This window comes from Desulfovibrio piger (genome assembly GCF_900116045.1).
In the GTDB taxonomy this organism is placed as follows: Bacteria; Desulfobacterota; Desulfovibrionia; order Desulfovibrionales; family Desulfovibrionaceae; genus Desulfovibrio; species Desulfovibrio piger_A.
Map to the genome: position 1 here is coordinate 1,113,676 of NZ_LT630450.1, position 19,578 is coordinate 1,133,253.

16 protein-coding genes and 1 riboswitch are annotated in these 19,578 nt (G+C 67.0%); of the genes, 8 read left to right on the forward strand and 8 right to left on the reverse strand.

Annotation, left to right across the window (positions count from 1 at the left end; genetic code table 11):
• Positions 1–503: 503 nt before the first annotated feature.
• The 6 genes from nrdG to ettA form a co-directional block, all read right to left on the reverse strand.
• Complete coding sequence (gene nrdG / locus DESPIGER_RS05160; RefSeq protein ID WP_072333950.1) at positions 504–1,001, reverse strand: anaerobic ribonucleoside-triphosphate reductase activating protein; 498 nt, start codon at positions 999–1,001, stop codon at positions 504–506.
• Complete coding sequence (gene nrdD / locus DESPIGER_RS12885; protein WP_072333953.1) at positions 994–1,161, reverse strand: anaerobic ribonucleoside-triphosphate reductase; 168 nt, start codon at positions 1,159–1,161, stop codon at positions 994–996. The genes nrdG and nrdD overlap by 8 nt, the downstream gene beginning before the upstream one ends.
• 39 nt (positions 1,162–1,200) lie before the next feature.
• Positions 1,201–3,456, reverse strand: a complete 2,256-nt coding sequence (locus tag DESPIGER_RS05170) for an anaerobic ribonucleoside triphosphate reductase (RefSeq protein ID WP_072337560.1) — start codon at positions 3,454–3,456, stop codon at positions 1,201–1,203.
• Between the two features lie 205 nt (positions 3,457–3,661).
• Positions 3,662–3,839: riboswitch (cobalamin riboswitch) on the reverse strand.
• 361 nt (positions 3,840–4,200) lie between these two features.
• Positions 4,201–5,502 carry a nickel-dependent lactate racemase gene (gene larA / locus DESPIGER_RS05175; RefSeq protein WP_072333956.1) on the reverse strand — a complete coding sequence of 434 codons (1,302 nt, stop codon included), beginning with the start codon at positions 5,500–5,502 and terminating at the stop codon, positions 4,201–4,203.
• Between the two features lie 680 nt (positions 5,503–6,182).
• Complete coding sequence (locus DESPIGER_RS05185; RefSeq protein ID WP_072333962.1) at positions 6,183–7,769, reverse strand: DUF4139 domain-containing protein; 1,587 nt, start codon at positions 7,767–7,769, stop codon at positions 6,183–6,185.
• 283 nt (positions 7,770–8,052) lie between these two features.
• On the reverse strand, positions 8,053–9,735 hold the full coding sequence (ettA, locus tag DESPIGER_RS05190) for an energy-dependent translational throttle protein EttA (RefSeq protein ID WP_072333965.1): 1,683 nt from the start codon (positions 9,733–9,735) through the stop codon (positions 8,053–8,055).
• 247 nt (positions 9,736–9,982) lie between these two features.
• On the opposite strand from ettA, the gene DESPIGER_RS05195 reads away from it, so the two are divergent.
• From DESPIGER_RS05195 to pgl, 6 genes are all read left to right on the forward strand, one after another.
• Positions 9,983–10,939, forward strand: coding sequence for a bile acid:sodium symporter family protein (locus DESPIGER_RS05195; protein ID WP_072333968.1), 957 nt, complete (start codon positions 9,983–9,985; stop codon positions 10,937–10,939).
• Positions 10,936–12,162, forward strand: a complete 1,227-nt coding sequence (locus DESPIGER_RS05200; RefSeq protein ID WP_083575312.1) for an aromatic amino acid transporter — start codon at positions 10,936–10,938, stop codon at positions 12,160–12,162. Before DESPIGER_RS05195 ends, DESPIGER_RS05200 begins: the two co-directional genes overlap by 4 nt.
• A 23-nt stretch (positions 12,163–12,185) precedes the next feature.
• A complete protein-coding gene (locus DESPIGER_RS05205) occupies positions 12,186–12,566 on the forward strand; it encodes a RidA family protein (protein ID WP_072333970.1) in 381 nt (126 codons plus the stop codon).
• 125 nt (positions 12,567–12,691) lie between these two features.
• A complete protein-coding gene (locus tag DESPIGER_RS05210) occupies positions 12,692–13,828 on the forward strand; it encodes a metallophosphoesterase (protein ID WP_083575313.1) in 1,137 nt (378 codons plus the stop codon).
• 141 nt (positions 13,829–13,969) lie between these two features.
• Positions 13,970–14,725 carry a class I SAM-dependent methyltransferase gene (locus tag DESPIGER_RS05215; RefSeq protein WP_072333973.1) on the forward strand — a complete coding sequence of 252 codons (756 nt, stop codon included), beginning with the start codon at positions 13,970–13,972 and terminating at the stop codon, positions 14,723–14,725.
• 212 nt (positions 14,726–14,937) lie between these two features.
• Positions 14,938–15,687, forward strand: a complete 750-nt coding sequence (gene pgl, locus DESPIGER_RS05220) for a 6-phosphogluconolactonase (RefSeq protein ID WP_072333975.1) — start codon at positions 14,938–14,940, stop codon at positions 15,685–15,687.
• 145 nt (positions 15,688–15,832) lie between these two features.
• Here pgl and DESPIGER_RS05225 read toward each other — a convergent pair whose 3' ends face one another.
• On the reverse strand, positions 15,833–16,849 hold the full coding sequence (locus tag DESPIGER_RS05225) for a M15 family metallopeptidase (protein WP_072333978.1): 1,017 nt from the start codon (positions 16,847–16,849) through the stop codon (positions 15,833–15,835).
• 66 nt (positions 16,850–16,915) lie between these two features.
• On the opposite strand from DESPIGER_RS05225, the gene DESPIGER_RS05230 reads away from it, so the two are divergent.
• A complete protein-coding gene (locus DESPIGER_RS05230) occupies positions 16,916–18,262 on the forward strand; it encodes a MiaB/RimO family radical SAM methylthiotransferase (protein WP_072333981.1) in 1,347 nt (448 codons plus the stop codon).
• A 216-nt stretch (positions 18,263–18,478) separates the two neighbouring features.
• Here the strand turns inward: DESPIGER_RS05230 and DESPIGER_RS05235 are convergent, their stop codons facing one another.
• The gene (locus tag DESPIGER_RS05235) at positions 18,479–19,060 is read right to left on the reverse strand and encodes a DJ-1/PfpI family protein (RefSeq protein WP_072333984.1); all 582 of its coding nucleotides are present in this window, start codon (positions 19,058–19,060) and stop codon (positions 18,479–18,481) included.
• A 202-nt stretch (positions 19,061–19,262) separates the two neighbouring features.
• Between DESPIGER_RS05235 and DESPIGER_RS05240 the strand changes: the two genes are divergently transcribed.
• Positions 19,263–19,556 (forward strand): FmdB family zinc ribbon protein, encoded by a 294-nt coding sequence (locus DESPIGER_RS05240; RefSeq protein WP_072333987.1) that lies wholly within the window; start codon positions 19,263–19,265, stop codon positions 19,554–19,556.
• Positions 19,557–19,578 lie beyond the last annotated feature (22 nt).

Sequence of the window (19,578 nt, forward strand, 5' to 3'; positions counted from 1 at the left end):
CGGGAGAAGACCAACGGCTGCTGGCCGGCACGGCGGAAATCTCGTCCAGATGACGCGGAACCGCCAGATCGACGCCGCACTGCACGCCGTCACGCCCGGTGTCCGTATGGATGCTGAAGGCCGCGCCGTCTTCCCGCAGGCGGGACAGACATCGCCCCCAGGCCGACATCGGTCACCCGGCCCCTGGTCTTGAGGCGTCCGCTTCGGCACCGCCATGACGACAGACAGCCCCCTTTCCCCGCCATCCGGCCGAGGCATGCGGCAACAGCGGGACACGCCCTCCGGGACTGCCGCCGGCAGGCCGTCTTTTCCTGCGACAAAAAAAGCCTGCACAAGGCAGGCGTTTTGACAGGAGGGCTGCCACACCAGCCACCGTCGCACAACGATGGGGACCGGCATGCAGCCCTGAAAAAGTTTTTTCGGGGTTGGATGGGGGCCTGGGGGAAGGAAGGGGGAGTTCTTACAAAAAACGCCCCTTCCCCCTGCCGGGCCCCCGCTAAAAATCACGCCTCCACGGGGCGCAGGGCTTCGATGGCGGCCCTGTCCAGGACACGCTGGTTGGAGCTGCCGCGAAAGTCCAGCTCCAGATCGCGCAGGGCCTCCACATAGGGGCCGTCCACCAGCACGTCCACCTTGTCCAGCAGCTGCCCCACGGCCGGCATCTTCCGGGCAAGGCCGTAGAGCTCCTCGCAGGTATAGCCGCTGTAGGCATAGACGTTCTTGCCCGCGGCGTGCACGGCATCGGCCAGGTGGCACAGGGGCCCGGCCTGGACGAAGGGTTCACCGCCGGAAAAGGTCATGCCCGCCAACAGGGGATTTTCCATGAACTGGCGCAGGATGTCGTCCGTGTCCCGGAATTCTCCACCGTCGAAATCATGGGTCTGCGGATTGTGACAGCCCGGGCAATGATGGGGACAGCCCTGGGTGAAGACCACATAGCGCAGGCCGGGGCCGTCCACGATGGACTCTTCCACGATGCCGCTGATGCGGAGCCTAGGCATGCTTGACGCGGTCGCGTTCTTCGGCACGCTTGGCGTTGTTGAAACGGTCAAGCGTCCCCACCAGATAGCCGGTGATGCGGCGCACGCGCTCAAAGGGCACGCCTTCGCCCACCATCTTCACTTCGGCTTTGGTCTCGGTCAGTTCAGATTTCATCAGCATGGTCCAGGCTCCTCCTCTTGGGGTAAAAAGTGACGGAAACTAACGGCAGCAGCGGGGCATGTGCGGATACTTGCGGCGCAGCATCTTGAGCGTTTCCTGACTCACGGCCTCGCCCTCCTTGCGCCCGCAGCGGGGGCACTGGCCGTTGATGACGCCCACATAGCCGCACACGGGGTCGCGGTCCAGCGGATGGTTGATGGATCCGTAGCCCACGCCCTTGTCGTGCATGAAACGGATGATGGTCTCGAAGGCTTCCAGGTTCTTGCAGGTATCGCCGTCCAGCTCCACATAGGTGATGTGACCGGCATTGGTGAAGCTGTGGTAGGGCGCTTCCAGCTCGATCTTGCGGAAGGCCTTGATGGGGAAATACACGGGCACATGGAAGGAGTTGGTGTAGTACTCCCGGTCCGTGACGCCCTTGATGACGCCGTACTTCTTGCGGTCCAGGGCCACGAAGCGGCCGCTCAGGCCCTCGGCAGGCGTGGCGATCAGGGTGAAGTTGAGATGCGTCTTGGCGGCTTCGTCATCGCAGCGCTTGCGCATATGCTCCACGATGCGCAGGCCCAGCTTCTGGGACTCTTCGCTCTCGCCATGATGCTTGCCGGTCAGGGCCACCAGGGTCTCGGCCAGGCCGATGAAGCCCACGGTCAGGGTGCCGTGCCTGAGCACTTCGGCCACGCTGTCGTCCCAGTCCAGCTTTTCGGAATCCAGCCAGATGCCGTTGCCCATCAGGAAGGGATAGTTGCGCACCTTCTTGGAGCACTGGATGTCGAAGCGGTGCAGCAGCTGGCGGAACACCAGGTCGATCTGGTCATCCAGCAGCTGGAAGAAGCGGTCCTGGTCGCCCCTGGCCTCGATGCCCAGACGGGGCAGGTTGATGGACGTGAAGCTCAGGTTGCCGCGGCCGCAGGTCACCTGGCGGTCGGGGTCGTACACGTTGCCCAGCACGCGGGTGCGGCAGCCCATGTAGGCCACTTCGCTGTTGTAGTCGCCGGGCTTGTAGTACTGCAGGTTGAACGGCGCATCCAGGAAGCTGAAATTGGGGAACAGGCGCATGGCCGAGGTCTTGATGGCCATCTTGAACAGGTCGTAGTTGGGGTCGCCTTCGTTGTAGTTGACGCCTTCCTTGACCTTGAAGATCTGCACCGGGAAGATGGATGTCTCGCCGCTGCCCAGACCGGCCTGGGTGGCCAGCAGCAGGTTGCGCACCACCATGCGGCCCTCGGCGGAGGTATCGGTGCCGTAGTTGACGGAGCTGAAGGGCACCTGCGCGCCGGCGCGGGAATTCATGGTGTTCAGGTTGTGCACAAAGGCTTCCATGGCCTGATAGGTGCGGCGGTCGGTGATGCGCAGGGCTTCCTCGGCGGCGTAGGCATGGGCGGCACGCACCAGCTCGCGCTCGTTCCCGGCCACCAGGCCTTCCAGGCGCTTGCCCAGTTCGTCCACATCGGCCATGCGGATGGCGGGCATCACGGGCAGCAGGATCTGCTGGCTGAACTCCTCGGCCCGGGCGGCATCCATGCCCGTCCTGATGCGCACGAAGGCGGTGAAGGCATGGCGGTATTCCTTGCGGAAGGTCTTGGCCACGCCGCCGGCCATGGCGTAATCAAAATGCGGCACGCTCTGGCCGCCGTGCATCTCGTTCTGGTTGGCCTGGATGGCGATACAGGCCAGGGCGGAATAGCTCTCGATGGAATTGGGCTCGCGCAGATGGCCGTGACCGGTGGAGAAGCCGTTGCGGAACAGCGGGATCAGGTCGATCTGGCAACAGGTCTCGGTGAGCATGTAGAAATCCTTGTCATGGATGTGGATGTCACCGTTGATGTGCGCGGCCGAGGCGTCCTTGGGCAGGACGTAGTTGTCGGTGAAATATTTGGCCCCTTCGGAACCGTACTTGAGCATGGTGCCCATGGCCGTATCGCCGTCGATGTTGGCGTTCTCGCGCTTGATGTCTTCCTCGATGGCGGGCGCGTAGGTCAGGGTCTTGTAGATCTCCATCAGGTACGATTCCGCGTTGCGGCGCTTGGTGTGCTCGGCCCGGTACAGGATGTAGGCCTTGGCGGTCTTGGCGTAATCGTACTGGATCAGGGTCTCTTCCACCACGTCCTGGATCTCTTCCACATGGCGGAGGTTCTGGGCTTCGAGCTTGCGGCAGACCTTTTCGGTGACGAACAGGAGATCCGTGGGGGACATGTCCTCGCCGGACGCCTTGTTGGCCTTGGTGATGGCATTGAGAATTTTGACGGAATCGAAGGCGACCTCGGTCCCGTCCCGCTTGATGATGCTCGCAAGCATGTTTTCCTGCTCCAGATCCAAGATGGTTGTTGTTGCGGCCCGTTTTAGGGTCAACACAAAAGACCCTCCCTGTGCGGGAGGTCCCGGGCCCTGAAAAATCACGAAAAAGGTGGAAAAAAGATGCGGACGTCCGGCGGCCGATACGGCGACAGACTGTCATGACGTCCCTTCCCAGCGGCAAAAACCCGTTGCCGTGAGGCTGTCCCCATGGACAAGCGGCAGAAGCAGGTCTTCCGGCTCGTCACCCTGCTCCCGGCCTTCCCGGCGGCTGCCAGTGGCCCACGGGGGGAGCAGGTTCTGCGACTTACGGCGGCGGGTCCGCTCCCGGATCTCACGGGATTCCCGATGAAGCTCGTAGCAGCGCTTCTGCCCGCTCAAGATGGCAAAAGGTGCCTCAAGTGTCAACACAGGTTTTTTGTAAGTATTTTTTAACAACTTGAAATACTTGTAAAAAATCGCAACTCTGCGCCAAGACAGGCAATTTGCCAAAGCCCGCGCCAGCTCTGGGCTGGCGGGATTTCCGGCTTTGCAGGCCGCGCTGCCTGCGCTGTTTTTCACAGCTTCCCGGCCGGCCGGGCGTCCCCTTCCGGCGGGGGGGAACAGGCCTCCCCCGGAAAAACAGGGCAGGGAAAACGGCACGGCCCCGGGCACGGATGGCGTACCGCCCGGGCCGCGCCATCCGGCCGGAAGCCCTCCTGTCCCTGACGCGGGCACCCCGGGGATGCCCGCGCCGGCCTGGTGCCGCTAGACCGCCAGCTTGGGCAGGGTCGAGGCGCCGTGCGGCATGATGGTGGTGCGCACGTCCAGCTCCTGCCCCAGGAAATGGCGGGCCATGTCCAGGGCCTCGTCCAGGGTGTGGCAGACGTGCAGCTTCGTCTTGCCGAACAGGGCGGCATCCATGTCCGTCACCAGGATGAGGTTGTGTTTCTCGGCCGCCTCGGCGAACAGGAAGCCTACATAGCTGCCGATGGAGAACGTATCGCGCAGGGCCTTCTCGCGGGCCTGCATGTCGCTGTAGGCACAGATCTGCCTCTCCGTGTCGGGGTTGCCGAAGCCTTCGGAACAGCGGGAAAGCAGGATCAGGGTCCCGCCCGGCTGCACGGCGCTCAGGGCGTTGCTCAGCAGCTTGATGGTCTGGTACAGGTTGATGTCCTTGGGATAGCCGCCCGCGCTGGCCACCACCAGGGGCGTGCGCTCGTGGATGGTCACGCCCTCCATGCTGTCCACCAGACGGCAGGCCGCCGCATGGGACTGGACCCAGTCGCCGGCGAAGGCTTTGAGGATGCGGTAGTCGTCATTGACCACCACATTGAGGCCGAAGCAGGGGCGGGCCATGGCCGCGGCCTCGAAGATGTCGGCATGGAAGATGTTGCTGTCCGCCATGTTGGCGCTGCGCACGTCGGCATTGGTGCCGTTGCCGAAACCGGGGTTCAGGGCCTGCTTGTGGTGGCGCTGGATGGTCTCGTACCCGGCGATGCCGGGCAGCAGCATCTTGCCGCCGCCACCGAAGCCCGCCAGGAAGTGATAGACCACGCCGCAGGTGATGATGATCTTGTCGCAGGCCATGGCGTAGCTGTTGAACCACACCGGCGTGCCGCGGCTGGTATCGCCCACATGCACCAGATGGGCCGTATCGCGGCAGTCGTGGTCGATGACGCGGATGCGGCGGCAAATGTCCTCGCCCAGCAGGCGGGCCTGTTCGTCGCCCACATGGGCACGGTGCGTGCCCGTGGCCGTGACGATGAGGATGTCACTGTCGGGGATGCCGCAGGCGTTGAGCTCTTCCACCATCACATGGACGTAGACCGCGGGCGACTGCCACAAGCGGGTCACATCGGGCACCAGCAGACAGATCTTCTCGCCGGGGTTGACGATGTCCTTCAGGCAGGGCGAGCCGATGGGATGGCGCAGGGCCTCACGCACGGCCTGATCCGGTTCCATGACCGGCAAAGACACAGGATTGGACTCCAGCACGGCCGCCAGGTTCTTGTCGGCCACCGGCATGGTCCAGGAAATATCACCATAGTGCAGCGTATGTTCTGACATGACGCACCTCATTCCCTCTAAGGCCAGAAAACAGCGGAACAGCTCCGCAGAGGTTCGCGACTATAGGCCCCTCGCCCGCGGGCCGCAAGCCTAAAATCCGGGGAACTCCCCGGTTTTATTTTATAAAATATCACATACGGCATTTTGCCTTGCTCTCATGGCCGCCGGTGCCGCGCGCACCGGCACCGCATCCCTGTGCCCCCGGAGGGCGCCCTGCCGTATCCGCCCCGGCAGGACGCGCACGCGCTCCTTCGGCCTGCCGCCCCGCATGGACCGGGCTGCCCTGCGCCCAGGGCACTCCCTTCTCCGGCGCATCGCCCTGGCCGATGCTGCCGGGTACCAGCCTGCCTTTTTTCCCTGCCATCCTTGATATGGACAAATGCCCTGCCTGCTCCCTCTCCAGCCAGCGACGGGGACCGGCAGACAGACCTGGACAAACGTTTTTTCAGGGGTGGATGGGGGTCCGGGGGAAGGCGGGGACAGTTTTTACAAAAAACGTCCCCGCCTTCCCCCGGCATACCATGCCCGCTCTCCAGGCATGCACGGATGCCTTTCCCTTCCCGCTTCCCTCCCGGCGGACAGCCCGGGCGGGAACGGAAAAAGGGCGGGATGCCCCGCCCTTGTCTTCTGCCCTTCTGCCGCCCCGACGGCGGGAAGGGCATCACGTCAAAAAAACAGCATCACGGTGCCACAGGGTTCAGGTCCAGCTCGGCCGGTGCGCTGACGTTCACGCCGTGGCTGATGCTGCGGCTCTCGCCCGCGGGCACCTCCACCTTCCAGAACAGGCTGTGGTCCCCGCCCTTCTGCGGCCGGGTACCGTCCAGCGACACGTCCACGGACTTGTTGACCGGCAGGGGCTCGGGGCGCTCCACGCGCACCGTCACGGCCCGGGCACGCGCATTGTGCACCGTATAAGTCCAGTTCCAGCTCCAGGTCTGGCGCTTGCCGATGATCCCGGTCTCGCCACGGCGCTTGTCGTCCGTGGTGGTGGTCACCGACACCCGGGGGTCCACCCCGAAATAAAGGCGCACCCTGTTGCCCTCGGGCACGAAACGCCCAGAGCCCACCGGCAGGCCGTCCACGGAGAACTCGGCCTGTGCCGAAGGCCAGGGGGTGCTGTCCAGCACCCGTTCCACCATCAGCCACACCGGGCTGCCCTGCCCGTCGGGCCGGGCCACCCACTGCAGGGGGGCCTTCCATTCCTCCTGCCGCAAAACGAGGTGTTCCTGTCCCTGCGGCAGGGTCACGCGGCCCAGGTCCCAGCGGGCATAGGTGCCCTTGTCCAGTACCGGCACGGGCGCGGCGGGAGCGCCGGCCGCGCTGTCGGCCAGCATCACGGGCGCGGACTTGAATTCCGCGGCGGCCCGGGCATAGGGACGCGGCACCGGGCCCTCGTCCACCCGCCAGACCGGCAGGGCGGGCGCATCCAGCGGCCGGGCGTCCTGCCAGACGATGGAAAGGTCGCAACCGCGCCAGTCCATGCCCGAGTTCTGGCGCAGCCGGGCCGCCAGGAGCACGCGCACGATCCCTTCTTCCGGCCGTGCGTCCAGGTCATAGACGGGATCCCAGCCGCTGTTGTCCAGCGTGTAGGCATAGCGCACGCGGACCTTCCCGGCCGGCATGCCGTCCAGCAGCAGGATCACCAGCTGGCCGCTCTCCGTCACGCGCGGCAGGCTGACCAGCACGCTGCTGAGGGTCTTCAGCTCCCGCTGCAGGGCGCCCTGGCGCTCACGCAGCCGGGGGATGACTTCGGCCATGCGGGCATCCAGTTTTTCCAGGGCCTCAAGGCTCCGTTCCCCGGCGTGGGCCGTCCACAGGCCCAGACGGGCCGAGACGGCCTCCAGCTCGCCTTCCACGGCGCGCTTGCGGGCCAGCAGGTCCTGGCGGCGGCGGGCGTCACCATCGCCCACGGCGGCCGGAGCCACCCGGCTGCGCCAGCTGGCAAGACGCACGTCCCCCAGATCGAACTGCAGGTTGCGGGCGCCCTCGGGCACAAAAAGTTCCACACGCCCCACGCCGTCCCGCACACGGACCTCCAGCTCTTCTTCCCCCTGCACCAGAGCATGGGTGGGGAAGAGGGAAACATGTGCGGGACGCAGGAAGGTGTGCGGCGCTTCGTCCACCAGGCCGAACGTGGCCGCGGTGGCGCCCTCGCGGGCCCAGACCGGCCCGGATACGGGGACAAGACTCATGCCCGCCAGCAGGAGCGAGGCCCCCAGCAGGCGGAAAGGGATACGACGGTGTCCGGTTGTCTTTTGCTTCATCATCCTGTTCCTGACTTTCCAAGTCAGTGATGTCGTCCTGTCCGGGACCGGCAGGCGGCCCGGGTCCAGACCGGGGAAGGAAAACGGGATACCCGGGACGGACGCCCCGGACAGGAATGCGTCGGAAAAGGCCGGGAAGGGTGCCCCGGCCGGGACGGGGACGCGGCACCATGCCGCGCCTCCGGGGAGGCCCTGCCTGCCGGCATGTCCCGGCGGCAAGGGCCGGGCTGCCCCGAGGCGGACGTGCCGGCAGGGGCACGGAGCAACGGGGCAGCCGCGGCGGGCATCAGCGGGTCAGCTTGCGGAACTTGGGCCGGTGCGGGGTCTCCGCCTCCTTGCCCAGGCGCTTCTTGCGGTCTTCCTCGTATTCGCTGAAGTTGCCCTCGAAAAAGATGACGCTGGAGTCGCCCTCGAAAGCCATGATGTGCGTGGCGATGCGGTCCAGGAACCAGCGGTCGTGGCTCACCACCAGCACGCAGCCGGCGAAGTTGTCCAGGGCGTCTTCCAGGGCGCGCATGGTATTGACGTCGATATCGTTGGTGGGTTCGTCCAGCAGCAGCACGTTGGCGCCGGATTTCAGCATCCGGGCCAGGTGCAGGCGGTTGCGCTCGCCACCGGAAAGCACGTCCACCTTCTTCTGCTGGTCGGCACCGTGGAAGTTGAAACGCGTGCAGTAGGCACGGGCGTTGACTTCGCGGCTGCCCAGCCTGATGGTGTCGTGGCCCTCGCTGATGATGTCGTACACGCTCTTGCCCGGTTCCAGGGACTCGCGGCCCTGGTCCACATAGGCGAACTGCACGGTATCGCCCACCTTGACGGTGCCGGTATCGGGCTGTTCCTGGCCCACCAGCATCCTGAAGAGCGTGGTCTTGCCCGCGCCGTTGGGACCGATGATGCCCACGATGGCACCGGCCGGGATGATGGCATTGACATCTTCCATGAGCACACGGTCGCCCATGCTCTTGCTGACGCCGGCGAGTTCGATGACGCTCTTGCCCAGGCGCGGTCCCGGCGGGATGTAGATCTCCAGATCCGGGGCGCGCTTCTCGCTCTCGTGGGAGAGCATGGCTTCGTACGCGTTGATGCGGGCCTTGCCCTTGGCGTGGCGGCCCTTGGGCGACATGCGGATCCACTCCAGTTCGCGGGCCAGGGTCTTCTGGCGGTCGGCTTCGGCCTTTTCCTCACCGGCCAGGCGCTTCTGCTTCTGTTCCAGCCAGGAGGAGTAGTTGCCCTTCCACGGGATGCCCCGGCCGCGGTCCAGCTCCAGGATCCAGCCGGCCACGTTGTCCAGGAAGTAGCGGTCATGGGTCACGGCGATGACCGTGCCGGGGAAGGTGGAGAGGTAACGCTCCAGCCAGGCCACGGACTCGGCATCCAGATGGTTGGTGGGTTCGTCCAGCAGCAGGATGTCCGGGGCCTGCAGCAGCAGGCGGCACAGGGCCACGCGGCGGCGCTCGCCGCCGGAGATTTTGTCCACGGGCATGTCGGCCGGCGGGCAGCGCAGGGCGTCCATGGCCATTTCCAGCCGGGCATCCAGATCCCACACGCCCTTGTGGTCCATCAGTTCCTGCACCTGGGCCTGGCGCTCGATGAGGGCGTCCATCTCCTCAGGTTCCATGGGTTCGGCGAAACGGGCATTGATTTCCTCGAACTCCCTGGCGATGGCCATGAGTTCGCTCACGCCCTCTTCCACCACCTCGCGCACGGTGCGGGTCTCCCCGGCCAGGGGTTCCTGCTCCAGATAGCCGATGGTGTAGCCGGGAGCCAGCACGGTCTTGCCGTCAAAGGCTTCGTCCACACCGGCCAGGATCTTCAGCAGGCTGGACTTGCCCGCGCCGTTGAGGCCCAGGACGCCGATCTTGGCCCCGTAGAAGTACGAGAGGGAGATGTCCTTCAGCACTTCTTTCTGGCCGTGGCGCTTGGACACGCGGATCATGGAATAAATGATCTTGTCCGGTTCGTTGCTCATAGTATCCTCAAAAGTGATGTGTGCCGGCCAGGCCGGCAGGGCGTACAGTCTAGCCGGGCTTGCGCCACATTTCAAGCACGCGCCGCAGGCACGGGCACACGCCCGGCGGCCGGAGAGCGCGGGCGGCCTTTGGGCCGCATCCCCGGCCGGAGGCCCGCCTGTTCCCGCGGCCGGATGAACGGCTTGATTTGCCGCCCTGACTCTGCCAAGATGCATGGTTCATCCTGTCCGCAAAGGAGGAGGCCGCATGCTGTCGGTTCTGCGCAGGCTCAGTGTCGCCCTGACCCGCTTCATGGGTGGCATCATCATCGCCTTCTCGGCGCTGGCCCTGTGGCAGCCCTGGATCTTTTCCTGGGTGGCGCCGCATATTTCCGCCATGCTGGGCATCATCATGCTGGGCATGGGCATGACCCTGCACTGGCAGGACTTCAGCCATGTGCTGCGGCACCCCCGTGACCTGGGGCTGGGCCTGGTGGTGCAGTTCGGCTGCATGCCGCTGCTGGCCTTCGGTCTGTGCCATGTGTTCGCCCTGCCGCCGGAACTGGCCATGGGCATGATCCTGGTGGGCACGGCCCCGGGCGGGACGGCCTCCAACGTGCTGACCTTCATCGCCCGCGGCGATGTGGCGTTTTCCGTGGCCATGACGGCGGCGGCCACCCTGGTCTCGCTGCTGCTGACCCCGCCGCTGACCTGGCTGCTGGGCGGCGTCTGGGTGCCGGTGGACATGGGCGGCCTGTTCTGGTCCATCGTCAAGATCGTGCTGGTGCCCGTGCTGCTGGGCCTGCTGCTGCACCATTTCCAGCGCGGCCTGGTGGACAGGCTCATGCCCTTCCTGCCGCTGGCCTCGGCCCTGGTCATCACCCTGGTCATCGCCGGCATCATCGCCGTCAATGCGCGGAACATCCTTTCGGCCGGGCCCGCCATCTTCGCGGCGGTCATCGCCCATAACGGCCTTGGCCTGGCCGTGGGCTGGTTCGCCGCCTGCCGGCTGCGTTTTTCGCCGCCGCGCCGCCGCGCCCTGGCCATAGAGATAGGCACCCAGAATTCCGGGCTGGCCACAGCCCTGGCGCTGGCGCACTTCACGCCTGCCGCCGCCATTGCCGGCGCCCTGTTCAGCGTCTGGCAGAACATTTCCGGCGCGCTGCTCTCCAACTTCTGGGCAACGCGTCCCGTAACGTCTGATTCCGGGGAGAAGGATTCATGAAGTTCATTTTCGGTGAGGGTTTCCAACGCACTCTGGGCGGTTCCATGATGGTGGCCGGTACGGCCATCGGCGCGGGCATGCTGGCCCTGCCCATGACCTCGGCCGGCATGTGGTTCAACTGGTCCATGGTGCTCATGCTGCTCTCGTGGTTCTGCATGCTGCGCGCCAGCCAGGCCATTCTTGAAGTCAACCTGCTCTTCGAGCCCGGCGACAGCCTGCACACCCTGGTGCAGAACACCCTGGGCTCCTTCTGGAGCGTGCTCAACGGCTTTTCCGTGGCCTTCGTGCTCTACACGCTGGTCTATGCCTACGTCAGCAGCGGCGGCTCCGTGGTCCAGCATGCCCTGCAGTCCAGCTGGGGCATCACGCCGCCCCGCGTCCTCACCAGCCTGATCTTCACCATCCTGCTCACGGCCTGCGTCTGGTGGAGCTCCAGGGCGGTGGACCGCCTGTCCGCCATCCTCATGGGCGGCATGGTCATCACCTTCCTGCTGTCCATCGGCGGCATGATCGGCCAGGCCCGCCTGGATGCCATGCTGGGCCTGGATGGCCAGAGCGGCGAATTCATCTTCATCTTCGGCGCGGCCTCCACCTATCTGACCTCCTTCTGCTTCCACGCCTCGGTGCCCAGCCTCATCAAATATCTGGGCAAGGACGCCCGCACCATCAACAGCTGCCTGCGCATCGGCACGGTCATCGCCCTGCTCTGCTATGTGGTCTGGATCGCCGCCGCCGACGGCATCATCCCGCGCGAGGACTTCAAGCACATCACCAACGTGGGCGACCTGGTGGCCGCTTCCGGCACCAGCCTGGGCGGCATCATCCTCAAGATGCTGGAGGCCTTCGCCCTGTTCGCCATCGCCACGTCCTTCCTGGGCGCGGGCCTTGGCCTGTTCGACTACATGGCCGACCTGTGCGGCTTCGACAACAGCCGCCTGGGCCGCACCAAGACCATGCTCATCACCTTCGTGCCGCCCATGATCGGCGGCATCATCTGGCCCGACGGCTTCCTGCCCGCCATCGGCTGGGCCGGTCTGGCGGCCTCCATCTGGTCGGTCATCGTGCCCGCCCTGCTGCTGCGCGCCAGCCGCCGCAAGTTCCAGGCCAGCCTGTACCGCGTGCCCGGCGGCTCCACCACCGTGCCCCTGCTGCTGGTCTACGGCATCATCGTGGCCGTCTGCCACACCCTGTACGTCTTCAACCTGCTGCCTGTCTTCAAGTAGCAGCAACATCCAAGGAGTTCCCCATGAACAAGGACGTCATCAGCACCCCCAACGCTCCCGCCGCCGTGGGCCCCTACAGCCAGGGCATCCGCGTGGGCGACATCTTCTTCCTTTCCGGCCAGATCCCGCTGGACCCCGCCACCGGCAAGCTGGTGGAAGGCGACATCTGCGCCCAGGCCGAGCAGTGCTGCAAGAACGTGGTGGCCCTGCTGGAATCCCAGGGCCTGACCACCGCCCATGTGGTCAAGACCACCGTGTTCATCGCCGACATGAACGACTTCCCCAAGGTCAACGAAGTCTACAAGAAGTACTTCCGCGAACCCTTCCCCGCCCGTTCCTGCGTGGCCATCAAGAGCCTGCCGCTGGGCGCCCAGGTGGAAGTGGAAGCCATCGCCGCCCGTTAGGCCCCTTCGGGAGGGGCGTCCCCCGGGGATGCCCCTCCTTCCCCCATCCGGCCCCGGCGTTCCCCGGGCGCTCTCCCTGCCGCCTGTCCCGGAGCCTCGCCCCCCGCTCCGCTTCGTCCCTGCCTATGCTCAAGATCGTCACGACCCTCCTTTGCGTCTACATGCTGGTCCGCTGCGTGCTGCCCCTGCGCTGCACGCGGCCGCTCAAGATGCTGCTGGCCCTGCTGGTACTGCTGGTGGGCTTCCGGCTGCACATCTTTTCCCTGCTCTACGCCACCTTCAACCCCGAGCTGCCGCGCTGGGTCCTGGTCAGCACGGGCGTGCCGCATGTGCTCTTCTTCCTGCTGGCCCTGCTCTCGCTGCTCCGGGACGGAGCCTGCCTTGTCTGGTGGCTGGCACGCCGCCTGCGTCCGGGCCTTCCGGCCCTGCCCGGCAGCAACCGGCAGATGGCCGTCCTGCTGCTGATGGCCCTGGTGATGACGGCCCTGGCCGTGCCCGCGGCCCTGCGCATCCCCGAGGTCCGCACGCAGGAGATCGTCCTGCCCGGTCTGCCCTCCGCCCTGGACGGCCTGCGCGTGGCCCATCTCACGGACCTGCACATCAGCCGCAACTTTCCCGCCGCATGGACCCGGGCCGTGGTGGACAGGACCAATGCCCTCAGGCCGGACCTCATCCTGCTCACGGGCGACCTCATGGACGGCAGCCCCGCCCTGCGGCGCGGGGATTTCGCTCCCATGGCCGACCTGCGGGCGCCGCTGGGCGTTTTCGCCTGCCCGGGCAACCATGAATATTATTCCGGCCTGCCCGCCTGGCGGCCTGTGCTGCGCGCCCACGGCATCACCCTGCTGGAGAACGGGGCCGTGGTGCTGCCGGTGCGGGGCAGCCACCTGACCGTGGCCGGTGTCACCGACAATGCGGCCGGACGCTTCGGCCTGCCCGGCCCCGATCCGCACACGGCCCTGGAGGGGACGCCCCGGCCGCGCATCCTCATGGCCCACAAGCCGGAGCTCTTCCTCCAGACGGCCCCGGACATCGACCTGCAGCTTTCCGGCCATACCCACGGCGGGCTGGCCCTGCTGCTGGATCAGGGCGTGGCCCTGTTCAACGGCGGCTTCGTGCGCGGCTGGTATGCCCGGGACAAGGCCCGGCTGTATGTGGGGCCCGGCAGCGGCCTGTGGGGCGGCTTTCCCCTGCGCCTGGGCGTGCCTTCCGAGATCCTGCTGCTGGTCCTGCGCGCGCCGCAGCCAGACGTCGCCCCCTGAGCCGTATCCACCGGCCCCTCTTTCCCTCTCCCGCAGGCCCGCTCCCCCTGCGGGAGCGGGGACGCATCCCGCAGCCCCCTTGCCTGACCCTCCGGCAGGCCCTACAGTAACAGGACAGAGAACCCCCACCAAGGAGCCCGCATGCCCCTCCAGCCCCCACACCCGTTCCACCAGCACATCGCCCTGCCGGAAAGGACAGCCCTGCTGCTCTCCATGCTGGCCCCCTGGCCGCGCCGGGGCAGGGAACTGCTGGTGGCCGGCTGCGGCGCGGGGCATATCCTGCCCCCGCTCTGGCAGGGCGGCTTCGACCTGAGCGCCTGCGAGCCCTCTCCGGCCCTGCGGGAACAGGCCCGTCACCGGGCCCCGCAAGGCGTGGAGATCGAAGCCGCGGCCCCGGACTGGCTGCCCTTTGACGACAACAGCTTCGACTGGGTGCTGCTGCGGGCCGACGAACTGCCGCCCGCCGCCCTGCCCGCGGCACTGGGCGAAGCCTGTCGCGTGGCGGCCTGCGGTCTGATCATCACCTTCTGGAACAGCGCCTCGCTGCCCTGGCTGGCCTGGCGGCTGCACGGGCGTCGCCATGCCTGGCCCGGGCATTCCCTGCCCTTCTGGACGGTCTGGCGCCTGCTGGCCGCCCGTCCGGGACGGCTGCACGCGGCAAGCTGCCTCTGGCGGCCCGCCTGCCGCTGGCATCACGGGACGAAGGTGCGCGCCGCGGCCCTCTCCCGCCTGCCCTTCGGGGCCTGGTGCGTCCTGCGCCTGGACATGGCGCCCCGCCGTACGGGCACGCCCCTGCCCCTGCGCCTGCGTCCCCGTCTGGACACCTCCCGCCCCGTCATGGAATGCGACGCCCTGCGCACCAGCGGACACCCGCCGGCACAAAAGCAGCATCCCTGAATCACAGGAAAAATTTTTTCTGTTCCCGGACAGCGCAGGGCAGGGGATTCGCGGCCTTCCCGCCCCCCAGATATCCCCGGACAGGCCTCTGGGGGCTTGCCGCCGGCACCGGCCTGCATTATGGTGGTACGTCCTGAAGGAAATGCCAGCAACACGGGCGGCATCCCGCGCCGCGCCGTTTTTATTGCACAGTCCATAATAAGGAGACCACCATGAAAGCGCGCAGCAGATCCATCCATCTTTCCGTGCATATCCATAAAGATCCTGCCGCCATGGCCGAGCGCGCCGCCCATATCCTGGCCGCCGCCTGTGAGGAAGCCGTGGCCGAGCGCGGCGTGTTCCGCATCGCCCTTTCCGGCGGGCAGACGCCCATCCCCCTGTTCCGTCTGCTGGCGGCCAGAGACTGGGCCGACCGCCTGCCCTGGGACAAGATGACCTTTTTCTGGGTGGACGAACGCTGCGTGGGCCCCGAACACCCGGACAGCAACTACGGCCTTGCCCGCCGCGAGCTGCTGAGCCATGTGCCCGCCACCCACTTCTACCGCATGCGCGGCGACATCGACCCTGTGGAAGCCGCCGTCAAATACGAGCAGCAGATCCGCCAGGACTTCAACATCGGGCCCAACGACCTGCCCCGCTTCGACTTCATGATCCTGGGCATGGGCGATGACGGCCACACCGGCTCCATCTTCCCCAACTCCCCTGCCCTGGCCGAGCGCAAACGCCTGGTCATCGACCAGTATGTGCCCGAACGCAAGGCCGACCGCCTGACCCTGACCCTGCCGGTCATCAACAACTCCCGTTGCTGCATGTTCCTGGTCACGGGCAAGGAAAAGCATCAGGTGCTGAGCCAGGTGCTGGACCTGCTGGCCGAACCCACCCTGCCCGCCCAGATGGTGCGCCCCGGCGTGGGCGACCTGATCTGGGTCGTGGACGAGGCTGCGGCCACCGGCCAGGACTAGCCTGTCCTGCCATGATGACGACACAGGAGGGGCCCCGCGGGACCCCTCCTTTTTTTGCGGACGCTTTCTGCGCCGCCGTCTCACGCCCCAGGTCATCCCCGGGCCGCTGCCCTGCCGGGGAGCGGCCCGCGGGGATACGCGCCCTTCAGCTGTTATTGCCTTCCGTCCGGGACAGGGCAGGCGGATCCTGGAGGGAGGCGGCTTTCCCGCCATCCCGGCCGGGCCCGCCCGGGGCGCCTTCAAGCGCGCTCCCGCCCGCCGTCTCCAGCTGGTGCAGCAGCCGGGCCTTGGCCATGATCTCGGGCCGGTATTCGAAGTGCATCAGATCATATTCGTGCCATTTGCCGCCCCAGATGAAGCCCTCGGCCTCGAAGGCCCGGACGATCTCGCTGTCGTAGGACTGCTGCAGGGGATGCCGCTCCACCCTGGCCCAGCGCCAGTACGGCGCCCGCTGCGGGCTCAGGTCGATGGCGATACCGAAGGAATGCGGGCTCAGGCGCTGCTCCCCGGCGATGGGGCGCCACAAAAAGCCTCCGGCCGAGACCAGCCAGGGCCTGAGCTCCGGCCGCCGCCGCACGGTCTCGCGCAAACGGCCATCCACAGCGGCCAGCGCCCGCACGGCGGCCCCGCTCATCCGCACCTTGCGGCCCTGCAGGGAGGTCCCGCCCAGCCCCCGGCGGACCGCGGCCGCGTCCGCGCCGTACAGGGCCTTCAAAAAGGCATAGCTGCGCCAGCGACCGGGCGAATAGCCCAGCGGCGTGGCCGCCCGTTCCGGGTCCGGCAGATAGGGCAGGTGCATGCTGGCGCGCAGCGAGACATCCATGCGTGCGGGATCGAGACGCCGGGCCAGGCGCTGCTCCCTGTCCAGCAGGGTCGCATCCTCATAAGGATGGGCGGCCAGTTCCGCTGCCGAGGCATAGAGCACCCGCCGCTCCCCTTCCAGGCGCAGCCAGATGCCCTCGGGCCCGGATTCCACGGCCCTTATCTGCGGATAGGCCGAACGCAGGCAAAGCAGGTTGATGCGGTCCTCGGCGGACAGGCCGGACAGCGCCCCGCCCTTTTCACCGCCATCCGTCTCCGCCATACAGCACAGCGGCAGCAGCCACAGCCACAGCAGCAGCCCGCCCCAGCGGGAGGGATGCCGCCACACACGTCCTTTCATCGTCCATCTCCAGCGGGTCCCGGCCGCCTCTTGTCAAGGGGACGGCCTTTGCCCTACATAGCAGCCATGCAAGCATGGAAATTCTTCTTCATTACCTTTGGCTGTAAGGTGAACCAGTACGAAACGCAATCCCTGCGCGAGGCCTGGCAGGCCCGTGGCGGTGTGGAGTGCGACGACCCCGCCCAGGCGGATGTGGTCTGCGTCAACAGCTGCGCCATCACGGCCCGGGGCGAACGCGATGCCCGCAATGCCGTGTTCCGTCTGCGCCGTGCGGCCCCCGCCGCCCGCCTCATCCTGACCGGCTGTGCGGCCCGCCTGTTCGAGGACTTCCGCCGGCACGGCCACGAGGACTGCGTGCAGCCGGACCTCGTCCTGCCCCAGGGCGACAAGCGCCTGCTGCTGGCCGGGCCCTGGACGGAAGAAGCCCGGGCTCCGGCGGAAGAAACGCGGGCCCCCTCCTACCCGCCCTTTGCCATCAGCGGCTTCCGGCGCGCCCGCCCCGTGCTCAAGGTACAGGACGGCTGCCAGCACCGCTGCACCTACTGCATCGTGCCCCTCACTCGCGGCCGCTGCCTGAGCCGTCCGCCGGAAGACGTCATCGCCGAGGCCCGGCGCCTGCTGCTGGCCGGACATGCCGAGATCATGATCTCGGGCATCAATCTGCGCCAGTATGGCCGGGACCATGCCGCTTTCGGGGATTTCTGGAGCCTGCTCCGCCGCCTGGATGCCGCCCTGGCCCCGGAATTCGCCGGGCGCGGCCGCTTCCGCATCAGCTCCCTGGAGCCTTCGCAGCTTGATGACGAAGGGGTGGAGACCCTCATGTCCTGCCGCATGCTCTGCCCGCAGCTGCACATCTCGCTGCAGCATGCCAGCCAGCCCGTGCTGCGCCGCATGGGGCGCGGCCACTACACGGCGGCCATGCTCCAGCGCGCCGTGGAACGCCTGCGCGCCCACTGGCCCGTCATGGGCCTGGGGGCGGACATCATCGCGGGCTTCCCCGGCGAACGTGAGGAAGATGTGGCCTGCCTGCTGGATTTCGTGCGCGAGACGCCCTTCAGCTGTGCCCACGTCTTCCCCTATTCCCGCCGCCCCGGCACCGCCGCCGACCGTTTCGACGGGCACCTGCCCCAGCAGGTCAAGCAGGAGCGGGCCGCCCGTGTCCGCGCCGCCGTGGAGGAGCGCCGTCAGGCTTTCTGGCAGGCCCAGCTGGCCCTGCCGCGCATGCTGCTGGCCGCCGACAGCCCCGCCCCCGGCCAGGCCCCTGCCCGCCGTCGCAAGGCCGTCAAGGGCGTCAATGAATTCTATGTGCCCTGCATCCTGCCCGCCGGGGCCCATCCCGGTCGCGACCTGCTGGCCGTGCGTCCCCTTTCCGTCACGGACAAGGGCCTGCTGGTGGAACCGCTGGCGGACTAGGCCTCGTTGCCGGGGGGCTCCAGGGAGGGCCCTCGCCGCAGTGCCGCTGCCGATGCCGCAGGGAGCGGACGGACACGCTGACCGGCCCGCCCCCGCATGGCGGGTGGAGTGCAGTCTCGCGCCCCGGGCGCTCAACCGGCCAGCGCCAGATGCCAAAAGAGGGAGCCGTGCCGCAAGGCAGGGCTCCCTCTTTTCCCGTCAGGGGATATTTACCGGCTAGATGCTGATCTGGGCGCCCAGCAGCTTGACGAAGGCGGCGATCCAGGCCGGATGCGCGGGCCAGGCCGGAGCCGTGACCAGGTTGCCGTCCACCACCGCGTTGCTGGCCGTGGCGTTGAAGTCATGCCAGGTGGCGCCCGCGGCCACCACATCGGGCTTGACCGCCGCATAGCAGGTGCAGGTGCGGCCCTTGAGGATGCCCGCGCTCACCAGCAGCTGGGGGCCGTGGCAGATGGCGGCGATGGGTTTGCCGGCGGCGTCGAATTCACGCACGATCTCCAGCACGCGCTCGTTGAGGCGCAGGTATTCGGGCGCGCGCCCGCCGGGCACCACCAGACCGGCATAATCGGCCACATCGACCTTGTCGAAGTCATGGTTGATGGCGAAGTTGTGGCCGCGCTTCTCGCTGTAGGTCTGGTCGCCCTCGAAGTCATGGACGGCCGTGCGCACGAAGTCGCCGGCCTTTTTGCCCGGGCAGACGGCGTGGACTTCGTAGCCCAGCATCAGCAGCATCTGGAAAGGCACCATCACTTCGTAATCTTCCACATAATCGCCGGCCAGCAGCAGAATCTTTTTCATCGTGACACTCCTGTGCGGCAAGGCGTCCCGCCCCGACAAAGAAGCCGGGCCCGCTCTTGCCATCGTTCATATGCTGCTTATATAAGCAGCGGAACGTTACAGACAAGAGGCAGGCCGGAGCTTTTCCGTCCCGGCTGCCTGCCGATACACCTCACTGTCCCGCGGCCCCGGTCGCGGCCCCAAACATGGCAAGGAGTGCTCCATGCCCCTGTATGATTTTGTCTGCCCCGCCTGCGGGGCCCGGTTCGAGGAGCTGGCGTTCGGCGACGAAACGCCCGCCTGTCCCCAGTGCGGCCATGCCGAGACCCAGCGCCAGATGAGCGTGCCCAGCCCGCTCAAGACCGGCGCCTTCCCCTTCAAGCCCGGCCCGGTGCATCCGCTGGCCTCCAGGATGGGCAAGGGCCTTGCCGGTTGCGGTCAGGCCGGCGGCTGTGGCAGCGCCCCCGCCGCGCCCGGCTCCGGTTCCGCCTGCGGCGGCAACGGCAAGTTCTCCTGAGCCTAGGCTCCGCGTCTCCTGT